This window comes from Pseudomonas sp. NBRC 111139 (genome assembly GCF_001753955.1).
In the GTDB taxonomy this organism is placed as follows: domain Bacteria; phylum Pseudomonadota; class Gammaproteobacteria; order Pseudomonadales; family Pseudomonadaceae; genus Aquipseudomonas; species Aquipseudomonas alloputida.
Window position 1 is genome coordinate 1 of record NZ_BCBP01000093.1, and the last position, 19,395, is coordinate 19,395.

Consider the following 19,395-nt stretch of genomic DNA (forward strand, 5'->3'; position numbering starts at 1 on the left):
AGATGGCACCGGCTTCGCCGGTGTTCGCGGGTAAACCCGCTCCTACAGGGTTCGCGGGTAAACCCGCTCCTACGGGGAAGGGGGCAACGCCAGGCAGGGGCGCACACTCTCCAGGCCACCAACGTCACCTCCCCTATGGATCGGGAGTGCCACGCTGCGGATGGCACCGCGTTGAAGTGCCCGCTCCCACAGCCTGATGGCATTCGGCCGTTTCATGTGCGCGTGATATCGTTCCCCTCTCAGCCATCAGCGCCTCCAGAGACCTTCCGATGCCCAACACCGCCCATCTCCACCCAGGCTTCATGATCGTCCACGGCAACCGCCTCGACGACCTGCGTAGCCTGGTAGTGAGCTGGATGCGTCGCTACCCGCTGGCGCCTCTGGAAAACGAAATTGCCCTGGTGCAAAGCAATGGCATCGCCCAATGGCTGAAGCTGGCCCTGGCTGAAGATCCGCTGGAAGATGACCAAGGCGGCTGCGGCATCGCCGCTGCCATCGATGTGCAACTGCCCGGTAGCTTTATGTGGCAGCTCTACCGCAGCGTGCTTGGCCGTAGCGAAATTCCCGAAGTGTCTCTGCTCGACAAGGCACCACTGACCTGGCGGCTGATGCGTCTGTTGCCAGCGCTCATCGAGCGTCCGCATTTCGAGCCACTGCGGCGCTTCCTCACCGACGACAGTGACTTGCGCAAGCGCTACCAGCTAGCCGAGCGCCTGGCCGACCTGTTCGACCAGTACCAGGTCTACCGTGCCGATTGGCTCAAGGACTGGGCCAGTGGCGAGCACGTCATCAACACGGCCCGCGGCGAGCGCAAAGTACTGCCGCCAGGCAACCGCTGGCAAGCCGAGTTGTGGCGAGCATTGCTGGAGGATGTTGGCGAGCAAGGCATGGCGCAGAGCCGCGCCGGAGTACACCAACGTTTCATCGAGCGCATCAACAGCCTGGAGCAGGCGCCTGCAGGGCTGCCACCGAGGGTGATCGTGTTCGGTATCTCTTCGCTGCCGGCCCAGGCCCTGGAAGCGCTGGCAGGCCTGTCGCGTTTCAGTCAGGTATTGCTGTGCGTACACAACCCATGCCGCCACCACTGGGCCGATATCGTCGCCGACAAGGACCTGTTGCGCCATCAGTACAAACGTCAGCAACGCAAGCAAGGCATGCCCCTGCAACTGGACGACCAGACGCTGCACCAGCATGCCCACCCGTTGCTGGCTGCCTGGGGTAAACAAGGCCGCGACTACATCAATCTGCTCGACAGCTATGATGACCCAGGCAGCTACCAGGGCGTGTTCAGCGACGGCCGTATCGACCTGTTCAGCGACGGTTCGCCCACCACGCTGCTAAACGAACTGCAGGACGATATCCTGGAGTTGCGCCCGCTCGCCGAGAGCCGCGAACGGTGGCCGCCAGTCGACACCATAAAAGACCGCTCGATCCGCTTCCATGTTGCGCACAGCCCGCAACGTGAAGTGGAGATCCTCCACGACCAGCTGTTGGCCCGCTTCAGCGCCGACCCGACTTTGCGCCCGCGCGACGTAATCGTCATGCTGCCGGACATCGACACTTACGCGCCGCATATCCGCGCCGTCTTCGGCCAGTTGCAGCGCAACGACCCGCGCTACATCCCGTTCACCCTGACAGACCAGGGCCAGCGTGGTCGCGAACCTTTGCTGATCGCGCTTGAGCACCTGCTCAAACTGCCTGACAGCCGCTTCGCGGTCAGCGAAGTGCTCGACCTGCTGGACGTGCCGGCAGTCCGCGCCCGCTTCGGCATCCGCGAAAACGACCTGCCCACGCTGCACCGCTGGATCGAGGGCGCTGGCATTCGTTGGGGCCTTGACGCCGCGCAGCGGGCGAGCCTGGGCTTGCCCGCCGGGCTCGAACAGAACAGTTGGCGTTTCGGCTTGCGCCGCATGCTGTTGGGTTATGCCGTGGGGGTGGGTGAGGCCTGTGATGGTATTGAGCCCTACGATGAAATCGGTGGCCTGGACGCGGCACTGATCGGCCCGCTGGTCGCGTTGCTCGATGCGCTCGAAGTCGCCTGCCAGGCCTTTTCCGAGCCTGCCACCGTCAGCCAGTGGGGCGAGCGACTGCATGCCTTGCTGCACGTGTTCTTCCTCGCCGAGGACGAGGGTGATGAATTCCTGTTGATGCAGTTGCAGGATCTGCGTGATAGCTGGCTTGAGGTGTGCGAGACCGTCGGCCTGCACGACCCGCTACCGCTTACCGTGGTGCGTGAAGCCTGGCTGTCGGGCCTCGATCAGGGCAAGCTGTCACAACGTTTCCTCGCCGGCTCGGTCAACTTCTGCACACTCATGCCCATGCGCGCGATCCCGTTCAGGGTGGTTTGCCTGCTGGGCATGAATGATGGCGATTACCCGCGTGCGCAGCCACCGCTGGACTTCGACCTGATGGCCAGCGACTATCGCCCGGGCGACCGCTCACGCCGCGAAGACGACCGTTACCTGTTGCTTGAAGCGCTACTGTCAGCACGTGACCAACTGTATGTCAGCTGGGTCGGGCGCAGTATCCGCGACAATAGCGAACGCCCGGCCTCGGTGCTGATCGGCCAGTTGCGCGATCACATCGCTGCGGGCTGGCATTTGGCCGACGCGCAGCAGGGCCAGCTCGCGAAACCGGGCGAGCAACTGTTGCACGCACTGACCCAGGAGCACCCGCTGCAGCCGTTCAGCCCTCGGTACTTCCAGAAGGGCAGCCCATTGTTCAGCTATGCCCATGAATGGCAGGTGCTGCACCAGCAAGGTGAGGCAGACGATCAGAGCGAGCCGGGCCTGCCGCCTTATCTGGACGCTGAAGCCCTGAGTCTGCACCAGTTGAATGACTTCTTGCGCCACCCGGTACGGCACTTCTTCAGCCAGCGCTTGAGGGTGTACTTTGAGGCGCTGGAAGCGCCGACCCCGGACGAAGAGCCCTTCGTCCTCGATACCCTGCAACGTTACGGCGCCAGTGAAAGCCTGCTTGGCGCCGCCTTGGCCGAACCGGACAACGCTGAACAGGCCTTGCGCGCCCAGGCCCGACGCCTGCAGGCCTGCGGTTTGCTGCCGCTAGCCGGTTTCGGCGAACTGCTGCAAAACGAATTGGTCGAACCGCTGCCGGACCTGCTGCAACGTCACCAACAATTGCTGCAACGCTGGCCACAGCTGGTCGAGGGCGCTTTACCGGTGCATTTCGAGCACGGTCAGCACCGTCTGGAGGGCTGGCTGGGCCGGGTGTTCCAGGCGGAAGATCAGAGCCTTCTCAGCATCACCACAGTACCCAACACCATCAGTGCCGGGCGCAACAACCTGAAGTGGCACCGCCTTATCGCGCCCTGGGTTACGCACCTGGCGGCCTGTGCAGCGGGCTACCCCTATAACAGTGCATTGGTAGCCAGTGACCTGACCCTGTTGCTTGCACCGCTGCCGCAAGCGCTGGCCGCGCAACTGCTGGGCGACCTGTTGGTGGCCCGTCAGGCGGCAATGAATGCGCCGTTGCCAGTCGCGGCCAAGACCGCGTTCGCCTGGTTGGCCCAGGACGATGCCGATAAAGCCATGGCCGCAGCAGCTCGCGCCTACGAAGGCGACGAACGCACCAGTTTTGGCGAGCGAAGTGAAAGCATTGCGCTGGCTCGCCAGTTCCGAGATTTTGCAGCACTCACCGCTGACGAAACGTTTGAAGGCTGGTGTGAGACCTTGTACCGCCCGTTGTTCACCGCCCCTTGGCAGACCTTGGGCAACCCGGAGAAAGGCGCATGACCCAGGACCGTCCTCTGGCACTGAGTTTCCCCCTGCACGGTAGCCAGCTGATCGAAGCCAGCGCCGGCACGGGCAAGACCTTTACCATTTCGGCGCTGTACCTGCGCCTGATCCTCGGTCACGGTGGCGAACAGGGCTTCGAGCGCGAGCTGCTGCCACCGCAGATCCTCGTGGTGACCTTCACCGACGCCGCCACCAAAGAGCTGCGCGAGCGTATCCGCGCCCGCCTGGCTGAAGCCGCACGGTTCTTCCGTGGCGAACTGGAAGGGGCCGATCCGCTGTTGCACCAACTGCGTGACGATTACCCACAAGAGAACTGGCCGCGTTGCGCCGGCCGGTTGGAAATCGCCGTGCAGTGGATGGACGAGGCTGCGGTATCGACCATCCATGGCTGGTGCCAGCGCATGCTGCGCGAGCATGCCTTCGACAGCGGCAGCCTGTTCACCCAGACCCTGGAAACCGACCACAGCGAGTTGTTGGGCCAGGTCATGCGCGATTACTGGCGGCGCTTCTGCTATGGGATGCAAGGTGACGCACTGGCCTGGGTGCGCGGCAACTGGGGGAGCCCCGACGCTTTGCTGCCACGCATTCGCCCACTGTTCGGCCGTGTGCGCGCCCAGCAGAATGGGCCAGAGCCCGCTGCATTGATCCAGGCATCGCTACAGCAACGTGGCGCACAGTTGGCCCGGATCAAGGCACCATGGGCACAGTGGGCCGAGGAACTGCGGCAAATCTGCCGCGAGGCGCTGGCCGCCAAGCAGGTCGACGGCCGCAAGATGCAAGCCCGTTACTTCGAGCCCTGGTTCGACAAGCTCTGCGCTTGGGCCAGCGATGAGCAACTGGTAGAGCTCGACTTGGGCACCGGTTTTACCCGGCTGACCCCGGCGGGCATGGCCGAGGCCTGGAAGGGAGAGCCTCCCGAGCACCCAGCCCTCAACGCCATGCAGCACTTGCAGCAACAACTGCAGGCCCTGGACAGCCCGGATGCCCCTCTGCTCGAGCACGCGGCCAGTTGGGTATCGGCACGTTTCGAAGTGGAGAAGCGCCGGCGTGCAGAAATGGGCTTCGACGACATGCTCGTGCGCTTGCAGCACGCACTCGCCAGCGAGGCCGGCGAGCGCCTGGCCAGCCTGATCCGTGAACAGTTCCCGGTTGCGCTGATCGACGAATTCCAGGACACCGACCCGGTTCAGTACGGCATTTTCGAGCGCATCTACCAGATCAGTGAAAACCGCGCCGAAACCGGTCTGTTCATGATCGGGGACCCCAAACAGGCGATCTACGCCTTCCGCGGTGCCGACATCTACACCTACCTTGCGGCGCGGCGCGCCACCAGCGGCCGTCTGCACAGCCTGGACACCAACTACCGCTCCAGCAAAGCCATGGTGGCGGCCGTCAACCAGGTGTTCCTGCAGGCCGAGGCGCGTGAAGCGGGGCGGGGGGCATTCCTGTTCCGCGAGGCCGATGACAACCCGCTGCCATTCATCGAGGTGCGCGCCAAGGGGCGTGGCGAACAGCTGCTGATTGACGGTGAAGTCAGTGCAGCCCTGCAATGCTGGCAGCTGGAAAGTGAAGAGCCAGTCTCCAGCAGCGTTTACCGCCAGCAACTGGCCGCCAGTTGCGCCAGCCATATTGTGGCCTTGCTCAATGGTGGCCAGCAGGGCACGGCGGGTTTCCAGAATGCCGAAGGCGAATTGCGCGCCTGCTTGCCCTCGGACATTGCCATCCTGGTGCGCGATGGCCATGAGGCGCAGATGGTCCGCGCCGAACTGGCCGCACGCGAGGTGCGCAGTGTCTACCTGTCCGACAAGGACTCGGTGTTTGCCGCCCAGGAAGCCCACGACCTGCTGGCCTGGCTGAAGGCCTGCGCCGAGCCTGACTCAGAGCGCCTGCTCAAGGCTGCTTTGGCCAGCCTTACACTGGGCCTGTCGCTGGCTGCGCTGGACCGGCTTAACCAGGACGAGCGGGTCTGGGAGAGCTGGGTGATGCGCTTTCGCCTTTACCGCGACACCTGGCAGCGCCAAGGGGTGTTGCCGATGTTGCGCCACCTGCTGCATGACTTCCAGCTACCGCGTACGCTGATCCGCCGCAGTGATGGCGAGCGGGTGCTGACCAACCTGCTGCACCTGGCCGAGCTGCTGCAGCAGGCCGCTGGCGAGCTGGACGGCGAACAGGCGCTTATCCGCCACCTGGCCGAGCACCTGGCCAGTTCCGGTCAGGCCGGTGAAGAGCAGATCCTGCGCCTGGAGAGCGACGAACAGTTGGTCAAGGTGGTGACCATCCACAAGTCCAAGGGCCTGGAATATCCCTTGGTCTACCTGCCATTCATCTGCACCAGCAAACCGGTGGATGGTAGCCGTCTGCCGCTGGCCTGGCATGACAGCGAAGGTAACGCCCACCTCACCCTCACACCTGACCAGGAGCAGATCGAGCGCGCTGACGACGAGCGCCTGGCCGAAGACCTGCGCCTGCTCTACGTGGCCCTGACCCGCGCCCAGCATGCTTGCTGGCTGGGTGTCGCCGACCTCAAGCGCGGTAATCAGAAGAGCTCGCAGCTGCACCGCTCGGCGTTTGGCTACCTGCTGGGGGGCGGCCTGGCCCTGGCTGGCTCGGCGCAGCTGACGGACTGGTTGCAGGCTTTGGCGGCAAGTTGCCCGCACATCACTTGCCCGGGCCTGCCGCAGGCGGATGAGCAGATGTATCGCATGCCACACGCCGAACGTGAGCTGCTGCCAGCACGCAGGCCACGCCATGCGGCTGCCGAGCACTGGTGGATCGCTTCGTACAGTGCCCTTCGTGTCGGCGATCAGACCCTCGGCGCCGACAGCTCGCAGGCCCAGCAACTGCTGGATGACGAGGTGCCCGATGCCCAGGTGTTGCGCGAGGTCCCGGCCGACAGCGGCGATATCCATCGCTTCCCACGGGGGCCTAACCCCGGCACCTTCCTCCATGGTTTGCTGGAGTGGGCAGGCCGTGAGGGCTTCAGCGAGGTCAGCGGTAACCCTCAACTGATAGAGCGTACCGTTGGCCAGCGCTGCAACCGCCGTGACTGGGCCGGCTGGATCCCCACCCTGAGCCACTGGATGCAACGTTTGCTGAGCGAGGCGTTGCCGCTGCCGGGCAGCGACCAGAGCGTAACGCTGGGCCAACTGCGTCATTACCAGATCGAAATGGAATTCTGGTTCGCCAGCCACCGGGTCGACGCAGAACAACTCGATCGCCTGGTGGCACGCCACACCCACCCCGGTCTGGCGCGCCCAGCTGCGCAGCCGACCGTGCTAAACGGCATGTTCAAAGGGTTCATCGACCTGGCGTTCGAGCTGGACGGGCGTTACTACGTGACCGACTACAAGTCCAACTGGCTGGGTGCGGACATCCAGGCCTACGATGCCATGGCCATGGAAAAGGCGATTCTTGAGCACCGCTACGACCTGCAGTATGTGCTGTACCTGCTGGCCCTGCACCGCCAGTTGCGCGCGCGGCTGGCGGACTACGATTATGACCGCCATGTTGGCGGCGCCCTGTTCATCTTCCTGCGCGGTGCCAGCAGCAGCGGCCACGGCGTGTACCACGCCAAGCCACCGCGTGAGCTGATCGAAAGCCTCGATGCACTGTTCCGTGGCGAGCACGCGCCGGTACAGCAGGACCTGTTTGCCGGAGTTGCGCCATGAGCCGAAGCCTTGTCGACCTGTTGCCCACCCCGTTGCACGCAGAGCACCTGCTGGCGCTGGCACCGCAGCACAACAGCGCTGACCTGCTGCAATTACTCGACCGTTGGGTTGAGCGGGGCTGGCTACGTGCCCTGGACCGCGCATTCGTGTCGTTCCTGGAAGAGCGCGCCCCCGGCAGTGATCCCTTGCTATTGCTGGCGGCAGCGCTGGCCAGCCACCAACTGGGGCACGGACATGTCTGCCTCGACCTGCAACAAACCTTGGCCGAGCCGGATTTCGCCCTGTCGTTGCCGCCGGAAGGTGACGCCCTTATCGGCCCTTTGCTACTGCCATCGCAACTGCTGGCCAACCTTGACTTGAATGCCTGGCTTCAGCGCATCGTCGCCAGCCCGCTGGTGGCCGCAGGTGATACGCCTGGCCAGCAAGCGCGGCCGCTGGTACGCAGTGGCGAGCGCCTTTACCTGCGCCGTTACTGGCGTTACGAACGGCGCATCGACCATGCCCTGCGCCAGCGCCTGAGTCAGGCCGAAGCACCGCCTGCGGATCTGCCAGAGCGCCTGGCGCAACTGTTCGAGGGCGGCGCGCCAGCTGGCCAGTTGGACTGGCAGAAGCTCGCCTGTGCCTTGGCCACCCGTGCTGGTTTCAGCATCATCACTGGCGGCCCCGGTACTGGCAAGACGACCACCGTGGTGCGCCTGCTGGCGTTGCTGCAGGCGCCGGCAGTGGAGCAGGGCAGGCCACTGCGCATCCGCCTGGCTGCACCGACCGGCAAGGCCGCTGCGCGCCTGACCGAATCCATTGGCCAGCAAGTCGAGCGCCTGCAAGTCAGCGCCGAAGTACGCGGGCAAATCCCCACTGAAGTCAGCACCGTGCATCGCCTGCTCGGCAGTCGCCCGGGCTCGCGGCACTTCCGCCATCATGCTGGCAACCCGTTGCCGTTGGATGTGCTGGTGGTCGACGAGGCGTCGATGATCGACCTGGAAATGATGGCCAACCTGCTCGATGCCTTGCCGCCGCGGGCGCGTCTGGTGCTGCTGGGCGACAAGGACCAGTTGGCCTCGGTCGAGGCCGGCGCGGTACTGGGTGACCTGTGCCGGGATGCTGAGGAGGGCTTTTACTCGCCGGCGACTGCAGCGTGGCTTCAGCAGGTCAGTGGCGAGTCGCTGGCCGGCAGTGGCCTCAAGGCCGGCGATGAGCAGCGCCACCCGTTGGCTCAGCAAGTGGTGATGCTGCGGTTTTCACGGCGTTTCGGTGAAGGCAGCGGTATTGGCCAGTTGGCCAGACTGGTCAATCGTCAGGATGCTCACGCGGCGCGCAACCTGCTGGCCGCGCCGCCTGCTGACGTGCACAGCCTGTCGCTCAAGCACGAGCAGGATCGTGCTTTCGACCGCCTGTTACTGGACGGTCTGAACCGCGGTACCGATGGACCGCAAGGCTACCGCAGCTACCTGCGCACCCTTGGGCGTTACCGGCCAGCACTTGATACCGCCTTTGACGACCCCGCCTGGGAGCAATGGGCGGGCAAGGTGTTGCGCAGTTTCGAGGATTTCCAGTTGCTGTGCGCGGTGCGCCGGGGCGCCTGGGGGGTCGAAGGCCTGAATGAACGGGTGGCGCGGGTGCTGCACAATGCCGGTCTGATCGACAGCCAGCAGCCTTGGTACGAAGGACGCCCGGTGCTGGTGACCCGCAACGACTACGGCCTGGGCCTGATGAACGGTGACATCGGTATAGCCCTGCGCCTGCCGGATGAGCAGGGCCAGCCGCTGCTGCGTGTGGCCTTCCCGCGCAACGACGGCAGTGGTGGTGTGCGGTTCGTTCTGCCGAGCCGGCTCAACGAAGTGGAAACGGTATTCGCCATGACCGTGCACAAGTCCCAGGGCTCGGAGTTCAGCCACACTGCCCTGGTGCTGCCGGATGCGCTCAACCCGGTGCTGACCAAGGAATTGGTGTACACCGGCATCACTCGGGCCAAGCACTGCTTCAGCCTGGTCGAGCCACGCCAAGGCATTTTCGAAGAAGCGGTGGCGCGCAAAGTACGGCGTATTTCCGGGTTGATGCTCGAGCAGGTCTAGGGCCATGACACCCATTACACGTGGCTGCAGGCTCATACAATAAAGCGGCCATGTGCTATCGTTGCGCCGATATCGGAAGGGGCTTAAAGGGATTTCCCACATGAACGTGGCCGCAAGGCGAGTGACAAGCTGTGCGCTTTCGCTATTGCTGGCCGTCCTGTTCCTTTCTGCAGGCGCTGCCCGGGCAGACCCCGGCACAACCGCCGCCCAGGCACAGCAACGCGCCAAGGCAGTCACCCAGGTAGTACTGGGTATCTTCAGTTACGCCCGCTGGCCCGTCGAACCCTCTCCTTTGCGCCTGTGCCTGGTCGGCCCGACCGAGTACGCCGACGATCTCATCAAGGGCCATGTCCAGGAGTCCGGCCGGCCGCTGCAGGTGCGGCGCTTGCTGGCAGAAGACACCCAGGTCGCCCAGGCCTGCGATGCCCTCTACATTGGCAAGCTTGACCAGGGCCAGCGGGATCGGCTGTTCCAGCGTATCGGCGGCCACCCGGTGCTGAGCATCAGCGAGGCGGATGACCCCTGCACGGTCGGCAGCCTGTTCTGCCTGCGGGTCAGCGACCAGCAGGTGGCCTTTGAAGTCAATCTCGACTCGGTGGCACGCTCTGGCGTGCGTATTCACCCTAGCGTGCTGCAATTGTCGCGGCGCCGGGCGGAGCAGCCATGAAGCCGACCCGCAAGCGTACCGTGCGCCCGACCCTGCGCTCGGTGCTGGGCCGTGGCCACCTCAGTGTCGCCCTGCTTGCCGTTGGCCTGGCGGGTATCTCCCTCACCCTGCTGGGCGTGCTCGCCCTGCGTGTCTATGCCAACCATAACCTGCAGTTGATCGCCCGCTCGATCAATTACACGGTAGAGGCGGCGGTGGTGTTCGATGACAGCGCCGCTGCCAATGAGTCGCTGGCGTTGATTGCCAGTACCGAAGAAGTGGCCGAGGCCAAGGTCTTCAACAACGAGGGCGAGCAACTGGCGCACTGGCAACGCGACAATACCGGCATGCTCGCGCAGCTGGAGGTGCAGGTTGCCAGCGCCTTGCTGGATGAGCCGGTCATTCTGCCGATCGTGCACCAGCAACAGCAGGTCGGGCACATCGAGCTGGCAGGCCAGGGCAGGAGCCTGTTGCTGTTCCTGCTCAGTGGCTTGGCCGGTATCCTGTTCTGCACGGTCCTCAGCGCCTTGGCTGCCCAGTATCTGTCGCGGCGCCTGCTCAGCGATATCACCCGCCCGCTGCGTGGCCTGGCCAGTGTCGCCCATGCCGCCCGCCGCGAGCGCAGCTTCGACCGGCGCGTACCAGAAGCGCCGATTGCCGAGCTGAACGAGCTGGGTAACGACTTCAATGCCCTGCTGGATGAACTGGAGGTGTGGCATAGCCACCTGCAGAGCGAAAACCAGACCCTTGCCCATCAGGCCAGCCACGACAGCCTGACCGGCTTGCCCAACCGCGCCTTCTTTGAAGGACGCCTGAGCCGCAGCGTGCGGAATGCGGCGCGTCAGCAGGACCACCTGGCACTGCTGTTCCTCGACAGCGACCACTTCAAGCAGATCAACGACACCCTCGGCCACGCCGTGGGTGACGAGGTGTTGATCAGCGTGGCCGAACGTGTGCGCGCCCAACTGCGCGAGCACGATCTGGTGGCGCGCCTGGGGGGCGACGAGTTTGCCGTGCTGTTGACGCCGTTGCATACGCGCAAGGACGCCGAACACATTGCCGAGAAGATCGTTGCCAGCATGAAGCTGCCGGTGCAACTGGACAGTGGCCGCAGTATCTCCACCTCGCTGAGTGTCGGTATTGCCTATTACCCGGATGACGGCGCTGACCCCGCCAGTCTTCTCAATGCCGCCGATGCGGCAATGTACCAGGCCAAGCGCGAACGCCGTGGCCATTGGCAACTGGCGCAGACGGAACGGTCCGCCAACGAAATCAGGAACAGGAGTTGAACCCGTGATGCAAGCTTTACGTTTTCCGCTTTGGGCCTTGTTGCTCGCCATGCTGGCGCTGACGGGTTGCCAGAGCGCCCCCCCGAAAGGCCTTACCCCAGAACAGATTGCCGTGCTCAAGCGCGAAGGTTTCACCCCGACCGATGAAGGTTGGGCCTACGACTTGTCTGGCAAAGTGCTGTTCGGCAGCGATCTGGACAGCCTCAACGGCCAGAGCCAGGCGATTGTCGAGCGCATCGGCAAGGCGCTGCTCGGCGTTGGTATCCAGGGCGTGCGGGTGGACGGGCATGCCGACTCGTCGGGCAAGGCGGCGTATAACCAGCAGCTGTCCGAGCGCCGCGCGCAAAGCGTGACCAAGGCGCTGGTGGAGATTGGCATGCAGGCGCAGAACATTCAGAGCCGTGGCCTGGGCAGCAGCCAGCCGGTGGCGGACAACCGCACCAGCGCCGGGCGTACCGAGAACCGTCGAGTGTCCATCGTGGTCGCATCCTACTGATCGTCGCCGCTCGGGCTGTCACATATCCCCTGTAGGCGCGGGCGTGCCCGCGAAGCAGGCAACGCGCTGTCTGGCACCGGCTTTGCCGGTGTTCGCGGGCAAGCCCGCTCCTACAGGGGCTGTGTTGCCTTCGGAAATGCGCAGGCCCATCAGTCCTGGGCAAAGCGCATCTCGCGGGTTTGCCCCATCAACAACGGCGCATTCGCCTCGGTCACCCCGCGAATGTAATCCCACAGCAGGGTAATCCGCTTCAACTTGCGCAAATCCTCCCGGCAATACATCCAGAACTGCCGCGTCACCTCGATCTCCTCCGGCAACACCGTGACCAATCGCGGGTCCTGCGCGGCGAGGAAGCACGGCAATATCGCCAGCCCACGCCCCTGCAGCGCTGCCGTGTACTGCGCGATCACGCTGGTACTGCGCAAATGTGCGCTGGCGTTGGGGATCAGGTTGGCCAGGTACAGCAGCTCGGAGCTGAACGCCAGGTCATCCACGTAACTGATGAAGGGGTGTTTGGCCAGGTCCGTCACCTGGCGGATCGGCGCGTGGCTGTCCAGGTAGCCCTGGGTGGCATATAGCCGCAGGCGGTAGTCGCACAGCTTGCAGCACACATAAGGCCCGTGCTCGGGCCGCTCCAGCGCGATGACGATGTCCGCTTCACGCTTGGACAGGCTGATGAAGTGCGGCAGCGGCAGGATGTCCACCGAAATTGCCGGGTAGGCGTCGACGAAGTGGCTTAGCTGCGGCGTGATGAAAAAGCTGCCAAAGCCCTCCGTGCAGCCCATGCGCACATGGCCTGACAACGCCACCCCCGACCCGGACACCTGCTCGCACGCCATGTGCAGCGTGCTCTCGATCGATTCGGCATAGCCCAGCAGGCGCTGGCCCTCGGCGGTCAGCACAAAGCCGTTGGTGCGCGACTTTTCGAACAGCAAGGTGCCCAGCGCACCCTCCAGCGAGCTGATGCGTCGCGACACGGTGGTGTAGTCCACGCTCAGCCGTTTGGCGGCACTGCTGGCCTTGCGGGTGCGAGCCACTTCGAGGAAGAACTTCAAATCGTCCCAGTTGAGCGCGCTCAGGGATGTGAGGTCTTTTTGCATGATGATCCGGTTTTTTTGTGCGTTCTTGTTGGATGTTTGCACATCTATACTCGAAACAAGCCTCAGGACGCCACCCCGCGTTTGCCCGGCGCTGGCGATCTCGTCCCGACAACAATTCCAAGGAGAACGCAGATGAACGCACCGCAATCCCCTAACAGCACCAAGGTCGAGCAGGTCAAGCTGCTGATCGACGGCCAGTGGGTCGAGTCCAAAACCACCGAATGGCGTGACATCGTCAACCCGGCCACCCAAGAGGTGCTGGCGCGCGTACCGTTCGCCACCGTCGAGGAAGTCGATGCAGCCGTGGCCGCTGCTCATCGCGCTTTCCAGACGTGGCGTAACACCCCGATCGGCGCGCGCATGCGCATCATGCTCAAGCTGCAGGCGCTGATCCGCGAACACACCAAACGCATTGCCCAGGTGCTCAGCGCCGAGCAGGGCAAGACCCTGGCCGACGCTGAAGGCGATATCTTCCGCGGCCTGGAAGTGGTCGAGCACGCGGCGTCCATTGGCACCCTGCAGATGGGCGAATTTGCCGAGAACGTCGCCGGCGGTGTCGATACCTACACCCTGCGCCAGCCGATCGGCGTATGCGCTGGCATCACCCCGTTCAACTTCCCGGCAATGATCCCGCTGTGGATGTTCCCTATGGCCATTGTCTGCGGCAACACGTTTGTGCTCAAACCGTCCGAGCAGGACCCGTTGTCGACCATGCTACTGGTCGAGCTGGCGCTGGAAGCCGGCGTACCGGCCGGTGTGCTGAACGTGGTGCACGGCGGCAAGCAGGTGGTGGATGCCATTTGCACCCACCAGGACATCAAGGCGATTTCCTTCGTGGGCTCTACTGAAGTCGGCACGCACGTTTATAACCTTGGCAGCCAGCATGGCAAGCGTGTGCAGTCAATGATGGGCGCCAAGAACCACGCGGTGGTGTTGCCTGATGCCAACCGCACACAAACCATCAATGCGCTGGTGGGTGCTGCCTTTGGCGCGGCGGGCCAGCGCTGCATGGCGACCTCGGTGGCGGTGTTGGTGGGCAAGGCCCGCGAATGGTTGCCGGATATCAAGGAGGCTGCCAGCAAGCTCAAGGTCAATGCTGGCTGTGAGCCGGGCACCGACGTTGGCCCGGTGGTATCCAAGCGGGCCAAGGAGCGTGTGCTGGGCCTGATCGAAAGCGGTATCAAGGAAGGCGCCAAGCTGGAACTTGACGGCCGTGACGTCAAGGTGCCGGGCTACGAGCAAGGCAACTTCGTCGGCCCAACCCTGTTCTCGGGCGTGAAGACCGACATGCAGGTGTATACCCAGGAAATCTTCGGCCCGGTGCTGGTGACCCTGGAAGTCGATACGCTCGACGAGGCCATCGCCCTGGTCAACGCCAACCCGTTCGGCAACGGCACCGGCCTGTTCACCCAGAGCGGCGCTGCGGCCCGCAAGTTCCAGAGCGAAATCGATATTGGCCAGGTCGGCATCAACATCCCGATCCCGGTACCCGTACCGTTCTTCAGCTTCACCGGCTCGCGGGGTTCCAAACTCGGTGACCTCGGGCCTTACGGCAAGCAAGTGGTGCAGTTCTACACTCAGACCAAGACCGTCACGGCTCGCTGGTTCGATGACGACAGCGTCAACGACGGTGTGAACACCACCATTAGCCTGCGCTAAGGAGTACGTCATGCGTATCGCATTCATCGGCCTGGGCAACATGGGCGCGCCCATGGCCCGCAACCTGATCAAGGCCGGACATCAGCTGAACCTGTTCGACCTGAACAAGGCCGTGCTGGCTGAGCTGGCAGAACTGGGCGGGCAGATCAGCCCCTCGCCCAAGGACGCGGCGGCCAACAGCGAGCTGGTGATCACCATGCTGCCGGCCGCAGCCCATGTGCGCAGCGTGTACTTGAGCGAGGACGGCGTACTGGCCGGCATTCGCCCTGGCACGCCGACCGTTGACTGCAGCACCATCGACCCGCAGACCGCACGTGATGTGTCCAAGGCCGCAGCGGCAAAGGGTGTGGACATGGGGGATGCACCGGTTTCCGGTGGTACTGGCGGTGCGGCGGCCGGCACCCTGACGTTCATGGTCGGCGCCAGTACCGAGTTGTTCGCCAGCCTCAAGCCGGTACTGGAGCAGATGGGCCGCAACATCGTGCACTGCGGGGAAGTCGGTACCGGCCAGATCGCCAAGATCTGCAATAACCTGCTGCTCGGCATTTCGATGATCGGCGTGTCCGAGGCCATGGCCCTGGGTAACGCGTTGGGTATCGATACCAAGGTGCTGGCCGGCATCATCAACAGTTCGACCGGGCGTTGCTGGAGTTCGGACACCTACAACCCGTGGCCGGGCGTCATCGAAACCGCACCGGCATCGCGTGGCTACACCGGTGGCTTTGGCGCCGAACTCATGCTCAAGGACCTCGGTCTGGCTACCGAAGCGGCACGCCAGGCACACCAACCGGTGATTCTCGGTGCCGTGGCCCAGCAGTTGTACCAGGCCATGAGCCTGCGAGGCGAGGGTGGCAAGGACTTCTCGGCCATCGTCGAGGGTTATCGCAAGAAGGATTGATGCAAGAGGTGGACTTCATCGCGGGCCAGGTGGCCTTCCCTCTGTAACTGCGCACCAGAGGGAAGGGCGTCTGCTCCGCGATTTTTTTGTCCACGCTTACAGGTATTGCGCTGCCGTTGTAGGCGCGGGTTCACCCGCGAATGCTGCAGAAGCCTCACCGCCGCATTCGCAGCTAAACCCGCGCCTGCAGGTCAGGCGAAGACGAAATACTTACGTACAGTCTCGACCACTTCCCACGTACCTTTCATGCCCGGTTCGATCACGAACACATCACCCGCCTTCAGGTGCTTGGGCTCTTCGCCTTCCGGGGTAATGATGCAATAGCCATCGAGGAAGGTTAACCCAAGCTATAGTCCCAAAAAATTTGGCCTACCTCTCTACTGGACCGAGCTCAGCTATGCTGTGAAAACGAAGCTCTCCAACTGCATTGATCTCCGGAGTCAGCAAAATGGCTGTTTTCTTCGAACGATCCCATCGTGAGTACAGAGCGCTGAGATTCGATGCGACTGGTTTTCGACCGGTGTTGCCTGTAATCATCACAGATGAAGGGATACTTAAGGATTTTGCTTACTATATGTACTTGAATGGGCGTAAGAGCAGGTCATGGCAAGATAGTACGACTTTTGCTGTGCAGCTGTTGTTGGAATATGTAGAAGCTAATCATCAGTTTTTTGATTCTCCCCAAATGCTGTTTAGATCGTTTTCCAATTCACTGTATAGTGGTACCGTGGAGCGGGGATGCGATCCATCTGAATTGTGGTGGGAGCCAAGACAGCCAGATGATGCCTCCAAGATTATTTCCGCGATTACTCAATTTTCAGACTGGCTGGCTGCGCTAAATGAAGATTCTGGATTGGTTTTAAATACTTGGCGCAAAGCGAATCGTGCTGAGGAAAAACTTAATTGGGCAGCTTACGTCCATCGGAAGAGTAATGCCTTTCTTTCGCATCTTTGGATAAAGCCACCTGATTTTTCAATGAGTAGGGAGGTCAGGTCTACTTCAATGATAAGCTTTGATCTAGAGCCTGCAAAAGATTTTCCTGAAGAATCGATTGATGCCTTTCTTGCGCAGGGGTTCAAGCTTCGGAAGAATGTATACAGTATCAGAGATATCTTAATCACTATGCTCATGCATTATGGCGGGCTAAGGTTATCTGAGGCGCTGAGCTTGTGGTGCGATGATGTCACAGTTGAAAAAGGTGAAGTTGTTGTTCGAGTTTATCATCCTCAACTCGGATTAGCGCCTGGAAAAAAACGGATGAAGCGTCAAACATTTCTGCGTGACAAGTATGGGCTGACTCCTAGAAATCTACTGGTCAAATCGCAGGATTCTCTATTTTTGGGTGCGAAGGGAAGGGCGTTTACTGACCGTCAGCGAATGAGTTTTGAGGTTTTCTTTCATCCGGCATTCAAGGCAGAAGTATTTGCGCAGTTGTGGAGTGAGTATCATTGCATGCACAGAGTGAAACCTGCATTAGGTCAAGAGCATCCTTATGCATTCACTAACAAACTTGGGCAGCCGTATTCACATACTGCCTACAGGAAAGCACATAGAGGGGCTGTAAAGCGCATTGGGTTGATCAGTGAGAAAATGTTAGGTACTACCCCTCATGGACACAGGCATTCCTATGGGCAGCGACTTGCCGCAGACGGAGCCACGGATCTTACTATTAAGTCAGCTATGCATCACTCGTCTATTGAATCAAGTGGAGTATATACTCAGCCAAAATCAACGCAGGTTCGCGCAACTCTGGCTGCTCTTGAATCGAAAATGGCATACAAGCATCACGATGCAGATAGTGGCGATTAAGGTGTGCGGAGTCTACTGGGACAATTTAGGTTAGAGTCGCCACTAGTTTCCTCGGTGCTCTCTAAGCTCAGGATCTAGCGTTTCTCGTACTCTGCTGGCAACAGTTGCATAATATATGCCGTGCCGGCGTTTATGAGTATCTCCATGTAATCGAAAATACAACTCCGGCCTTCGTCATGCGTTGCGTAGATTTTTCGTCGGATTCGCTCCCGCTTCAGAATTTTTCAGTTCACATTTCGAGCGCAGTTGGCCAGTGCTGAGCGCATCCACTTAGGCATTTTGCATTCCATGAGCCTGTTGAACTCTTCAGCGCTGAGCGAGCTCACAATCTTGCTCGCGACCTGTTCATCCACCCCATTTTCTCCGAGATACCAAAAAGCGGTCAGGGCCGTCCCTATTGGCGTTCCAGCTTGCTGGAGTCGTTGGCGAGACGCATGGCGCAGCCTAACAACCGCGTTACCGATCTTGATCTCACGTGTCGTCCCGCTGGTGTAGTAAGTAGGCAGGACCTGCATCTGAACACTCAGCCCCAGTCGACGAACAGCTTCTGCACCATGGATCTGGATAATCTCGCCTCTTGCCCTAGCAACGGCTTCCAATACAGAAAGCGGGTTGGCTCGAACCCTTTTACCCGTGTATTGGCTGTGCTTGGGACGCATGTAAACGCCGCGGGCAACGCGCTCCAGGGAACCCCTGAGCACCATTCGAGAAAGAGCTTTGTTTACCGCGGAGCGAGAGCCGGCTCGCTCGAATACGGATCTAACAAAGGGCCTTCCCTTAGGCATACGCTTGATTCGGTTCGATATAGACTCTGCGATAGACACAGCTAAACCTATGTCAGACGAGTAGTGGACAGGTCCTCTGGCATGGAACCTTGCGGCGTTAAGCATAGACGCCGTGTTCAATTCGTCCTAGAAGTGTCACCACTTTCTGGTAGCCCGATCGACTTACCATGATGATGCAAGGTACCTGATGACTTAGCCCTATCGCTGGTTTGTATAGCCATTGCGCGGCGAGCACTCGACTGCCAAGCACTCGCGTCGCCAGGTGCAGGATTTGCTCGCACCTTCCCTTGTAGCATCGGTGGACGATGCTCCAGCATTCCAGCGGTGAACTGGGGCAAAGCGCTAGTATCTGAGAATCGTTCATTTGCACACCTCAAATGTGAAAGCGTATCTCTCAACCGGCAAGTCGGCCAACGGGTTCCATTCTCTTGCCGGCTTGTGCCGCTATATCGAGGAACCTTCCTTGCGTCTGTGCCCGCCCTCGCAAAAGCTCTTGGGCGCTGCCTTCCAGTTCCGACTTGATACGCCACTTCTCAGTCTTTACCTTCCGCCGGCCTTTCAATGTATCTCCTTTCCCGCATAGGTAGGGCCAAGGCGCAACCCAGCCACTGGGTCAGGGAGCGCAGAATTTGGTTGCATCAGACAAGACATCTCAGCCCATGCTGAAGGGTGCAGATGCCCATCCTCATCGGTCCGATGGCGTCACGCTGAGCTCCTCACGAACGCGCTGAATGATTGAATCCAGAGTGGCATCCTTGTCCATAAAAAGGTAGCACTGGGTCAAGATCGTCAAAGGATGAACATTCATGGCAGAGGCGAGCCCATGCACCATTTCGAGGGTAGGGCCTTTTCCTCCGGCTTCCAGTTGACTGAGGTAGGTTTGGCTGCTGTGGCCACCGAAATCTTCTTGGTTAAGGTTGCGGGATTTTCTGAGCTGCCTCATTGCTTTCCCAAATGCCTGTTTCAGTTCCATTTTTTCATTCCTACAAAAGGAATGATGAAGCCGTCTTGAACGTCGGACATCCATTAACTATTGTTAATATTTTGAGGATTTTTCGATGTTCAAGACCTACAGGCACGCCGAACTCAGCTCAGCCGACATTTTCGGAGAGCCTTCCAGTCGCCGCTGGAAATTTATTGAGCTGGAACTGCACCATCCATGGTTTTACGTGGAGCTCGTGCGCGATTATGGTGATGACATCGTGGGCAGCATGCTG

General features: G+C 61.3%; 13 protein-coding genes and 2 pseudogenes. 9 read left to right on the forward strand and 6 right to left on the reverse strand.

All coding sequences use genetic code 11. The features are described 5' to 3' along the window. The first annotated feature begins 269 nt into the window (after positions 1-269). The 6 genes from recC to BJQ17_RS27245 all read left to right on the forward strand — a co-directional run bounded on the left by recC (position 270) and on the right by BJQ17_RS27245 (position 11,926). Positions 270-3,752 (forward strand): exodeoxyribonuclease V subunit gamma, encoded by a 3,483-nt coding sequence (gene recC / locus BJQ17_RS27220; RefSeq protein ID WP_070096883.1) that lies wholly within the window; start codon positions 270-272, stop codon positions 3,750-3,752. Beyond that, the gene (gene recB, locus BJQ17_RS27225) at positions 3,749-7,423 is read left to right on the forward strand and encodes an exodeoxyribonuclease V subunit beta (RefSeq protein WP_004575982.1); all 3,675 of its coding nucleotides are present in this window, start codon (positions 3,749-3,751) and stop codon (positions 7,421-7,423) included. Before recC ends, recB begins: the two co-directional genes overlap by 4 nt. After that, positions 7,420-9,495 carry an exodeoxyribonuclease V subunit alpha gene (recD, locus tag BJQ17_RS27230; protein WP_003251565.1) on the forward strand — a complete coding sequence of 692 codons (2,076 nt, stop codon included), beginning with the start codon at positions 7,420-7,422 and terminating at the stop codon, positions 9,493-9,495. Before recB ends, recD begins: the two co-directional genes overlap by 4 nt. A gap of 100 nt (positions 9,496-9,595) precedes the next feature. Beyond that, positions 9,596-10,162 (forward strand): YfiR family protein, encoded by a 567-nt coding sequence (locus BJQ17_RS27235; RefSeq protein WP_020191918.1) that lies wholly within the window; start codon positions 9,596-9,598, stop codon positions 10,160-10,162. Then, on the forward strand, positions 10,159-11,430 hold the full coding sequence (locus BJQ17_RS27240; protein WP_003251568.1) for a diguanylate cyclase domain-containing protein: 1,272 nt from the start codon (positions 10,159-10,161) through the stop codon (positions 11,428-11,430). Before BJQ17_RS27235 ends, BJQ17_RS27240 begins: the two co-directional genes overlap by 4 nt. A gap of 4 nt (positions 11,431-11,434) precedes the next feature. Further along, positions 11,435-11,926 (forward strand): OmpA family protein, encoded by a 492-nt coding sequence (locus BJQ17_RS27245; RefSeq protein ID WP_070096884.1) that lies wholly within the window; start codon positions 11,435-11,437, stop codon positions 11,924-11,926. Between the two features lie 149 nt (positions 11,927-12,075). On the opposite strand, the gene BJQ17_RS27250 is transcribed toward BJQ17_RS27245, so the two are convergent. Continuing rightward, positions 12,076-13,026 carry a LysR family transcriptional regulator gene (locus BJQ17_RS27250; protein WP_010955323.1) on the reverse strand — a complete coding sequence of 317 codons (951 nt, stop codon included), beginning with the start codon at positions 13,024-13,026 and terminating at the stop codon, positions 12,076-12,078. Between the two features lie 132 nt (positions 13,027-13,158). Between BJQ17_RS27250 and BJQ17_RS27255 the strand changes: the two genes are divergently transcribed. After that, the gene (locus BJQ17_RS27255) at positions 13,159-14,685 is read left to right on the forward strand and encodes a CoA-acylating methylmalonate-semialdehyde dehydrogenase (protein ID WP_003251574.1); all 1,527 of its coding nucleotides are present in this window, start codon (positions 13,159-13,161) and stop codon (positions 14,683-14,685) included. Between the two features lie 10 nt (positions 14,686-14,695). Next, positions 14,696-15,583 (forward strand): 3-hydroxyisobutyrate dehydrogenase, encoded by an 888-nt coding sequence (gene mmsB / locus BJQ17_RS27260; protein ID WP_003251576.1) that lies wholly within the window; start codon positions 14,696-14,698, stop codon positions 15,581-15,583. 191 nt (positions 15,584-15,774) lie between these two features. Here the strand turns inward: mmsB and BJQ17_RS30660 are convergent. Beyond that, positions 15,775-15,918: pseudogene (locus tag BJQ17_RS30660) on the reverse strand (cupin domain-containing protein); the annotation flags it as partial. Between the two features lie 113 nt (positions 15,919-16,031). Between BJQ17_RS30660 and gmtY the strand changes: the two are divergent. After that, a complete protein-coding gene (gene gmtY / locus BJQ17_RS30665; protein WP_082421435.1) occupies positions 16,032-17,393 on the forward strand; it encodes a gamma-mobile-trio recombinase GmtY in 1,362 nt (453 codons plus the stop codon). A gap of 74 nt (positions 17,394-17,467) precedes the next feature. On the opposite strand, the pseudogene BJQ17_RS32345 reads toward gmtY, so the two are convergent. From BJQ17_RS32345 to BJQ17_RS27275, 4 genes and pseudogenes are all read right to left on the reverse strand, one after another. Further along, positions 17,468-17,617 (reverse strand): annotated as a pseudogene (locus BJQ17_RS32345) (IS3 family transposase); the annotation flags it as partial. After that, positions 17,618-18,217 (reverse strand): DUF6088 family protein, encoded by a 600-nt coding sequence (locus BJQ17_RS27270; protein ID WP_082421440.1) that lies wholly within the window; start codon positions 18,215-18,217, stop codon positions 17,618-17,620. A 58-nt stretch (positions 18,218-18,275) separates the two neighbouring features. Beyond that, entirely contained in the window at positions 18,276-18,542 is a 267-nt protein-coding gene (locus BJQ17_RS32690; protein ID WP_082421436.1) for an antitoxin Xre/MbcA/ParS toxin-binding domain-containing protein, read from the reverse strand. Positions 18,543-18,863: 321 nt separating this feature from the next. Next, positions 18,864-19,151: a helix-turn-helix domain-containing protein gene (locus BJQ17_RS27275; RefSeq protein WP_049696551.1), complete on the reverse strand. Its 288-nt coding sequence runs from the start codon at positions 19,149-19,151 to the stop codon at positions 18,864-18,866. Between the last annotated feature and the right edge of the window lie 244 nt (positions 19,152-19,395).

Bases quoted from the DNA above. Each gene is read 5' to 3' on its own strand.
- BJQ17_RS27275 (WP_049696551.1), bottom strand. From the start codon at position 19,151: ATGGAACTGAAACAGGCATTTGGGAAAGCAATGAGGCAGCTCAGAAAA.
- BJQ17_RS27240 (WP_003251568.1), top strand. From the start codon at position 10,159: ATGAAGCCGACCCGCAAGCGTACCGTGCGCCCGACCCTGCGCTCGGTG.
- BJQ17_RS27250 (WP_010955323.1), bottom strand. From the start codon at position 13,026: ATGCAAAAAGACCTCACATCCCTGAGCGCGCTCAACTGGGACGATTTG.
- BJQ17_RS27255 (WP_003251574.1), top strand. From the start codon at position 13,159: ATGAACGCACCGCAATCCCCTAACAGCACCAAGGTCGAGCAGGTCAAG.
- gmtY (WP_082421435.1), top strand. From the start codon at position 16,032: ATGGCTGTTTTCTTCGAACGATCCCATCGTGAGTACAGAGCGCTGAGA.
- BJQ17_RS32690 (WP_082421436.1), bottom strand. From the start codon at position 18,542: ATGAACGATTCTCAGATACTAGCGCTTTGCCCCAGTTCACCGCTGGAA.
- BJQ17_RS27235 (WP_020191918.1), top strand. From the start codon at position 9,596: ATGAACGTGGCCGCAAGGCGAGTGACAAGCTGTGCGCTTTCGCTATTG.
- mmsB (WP_003251576.1), top strand. From the start codon at position 14,696: ATGCGTATCGCATTCATCGGCCTGGGCAACATGGGCGCGCCCATGGCC.
- recD (WP_003251565.1), top strand. From the start codon at position 7,420: ATGAGCCGAAGCCTTGTCGACCTGTTGCCCACCCCGTTGCACGCAGAG.
- recC (WP_070096883.1), top strand. From the start codon at position 270: ATGCCCAACACCGCCCATCTCCACCCAGGCTTCATGATCGTCCACGGC.
- recB (WP_004575982.1), top strand. From the start codon at position 3,749: ATGACCCAGGACCGTCCTCTGGCACTGAGTTTCCCCCTGCACGGTAGC.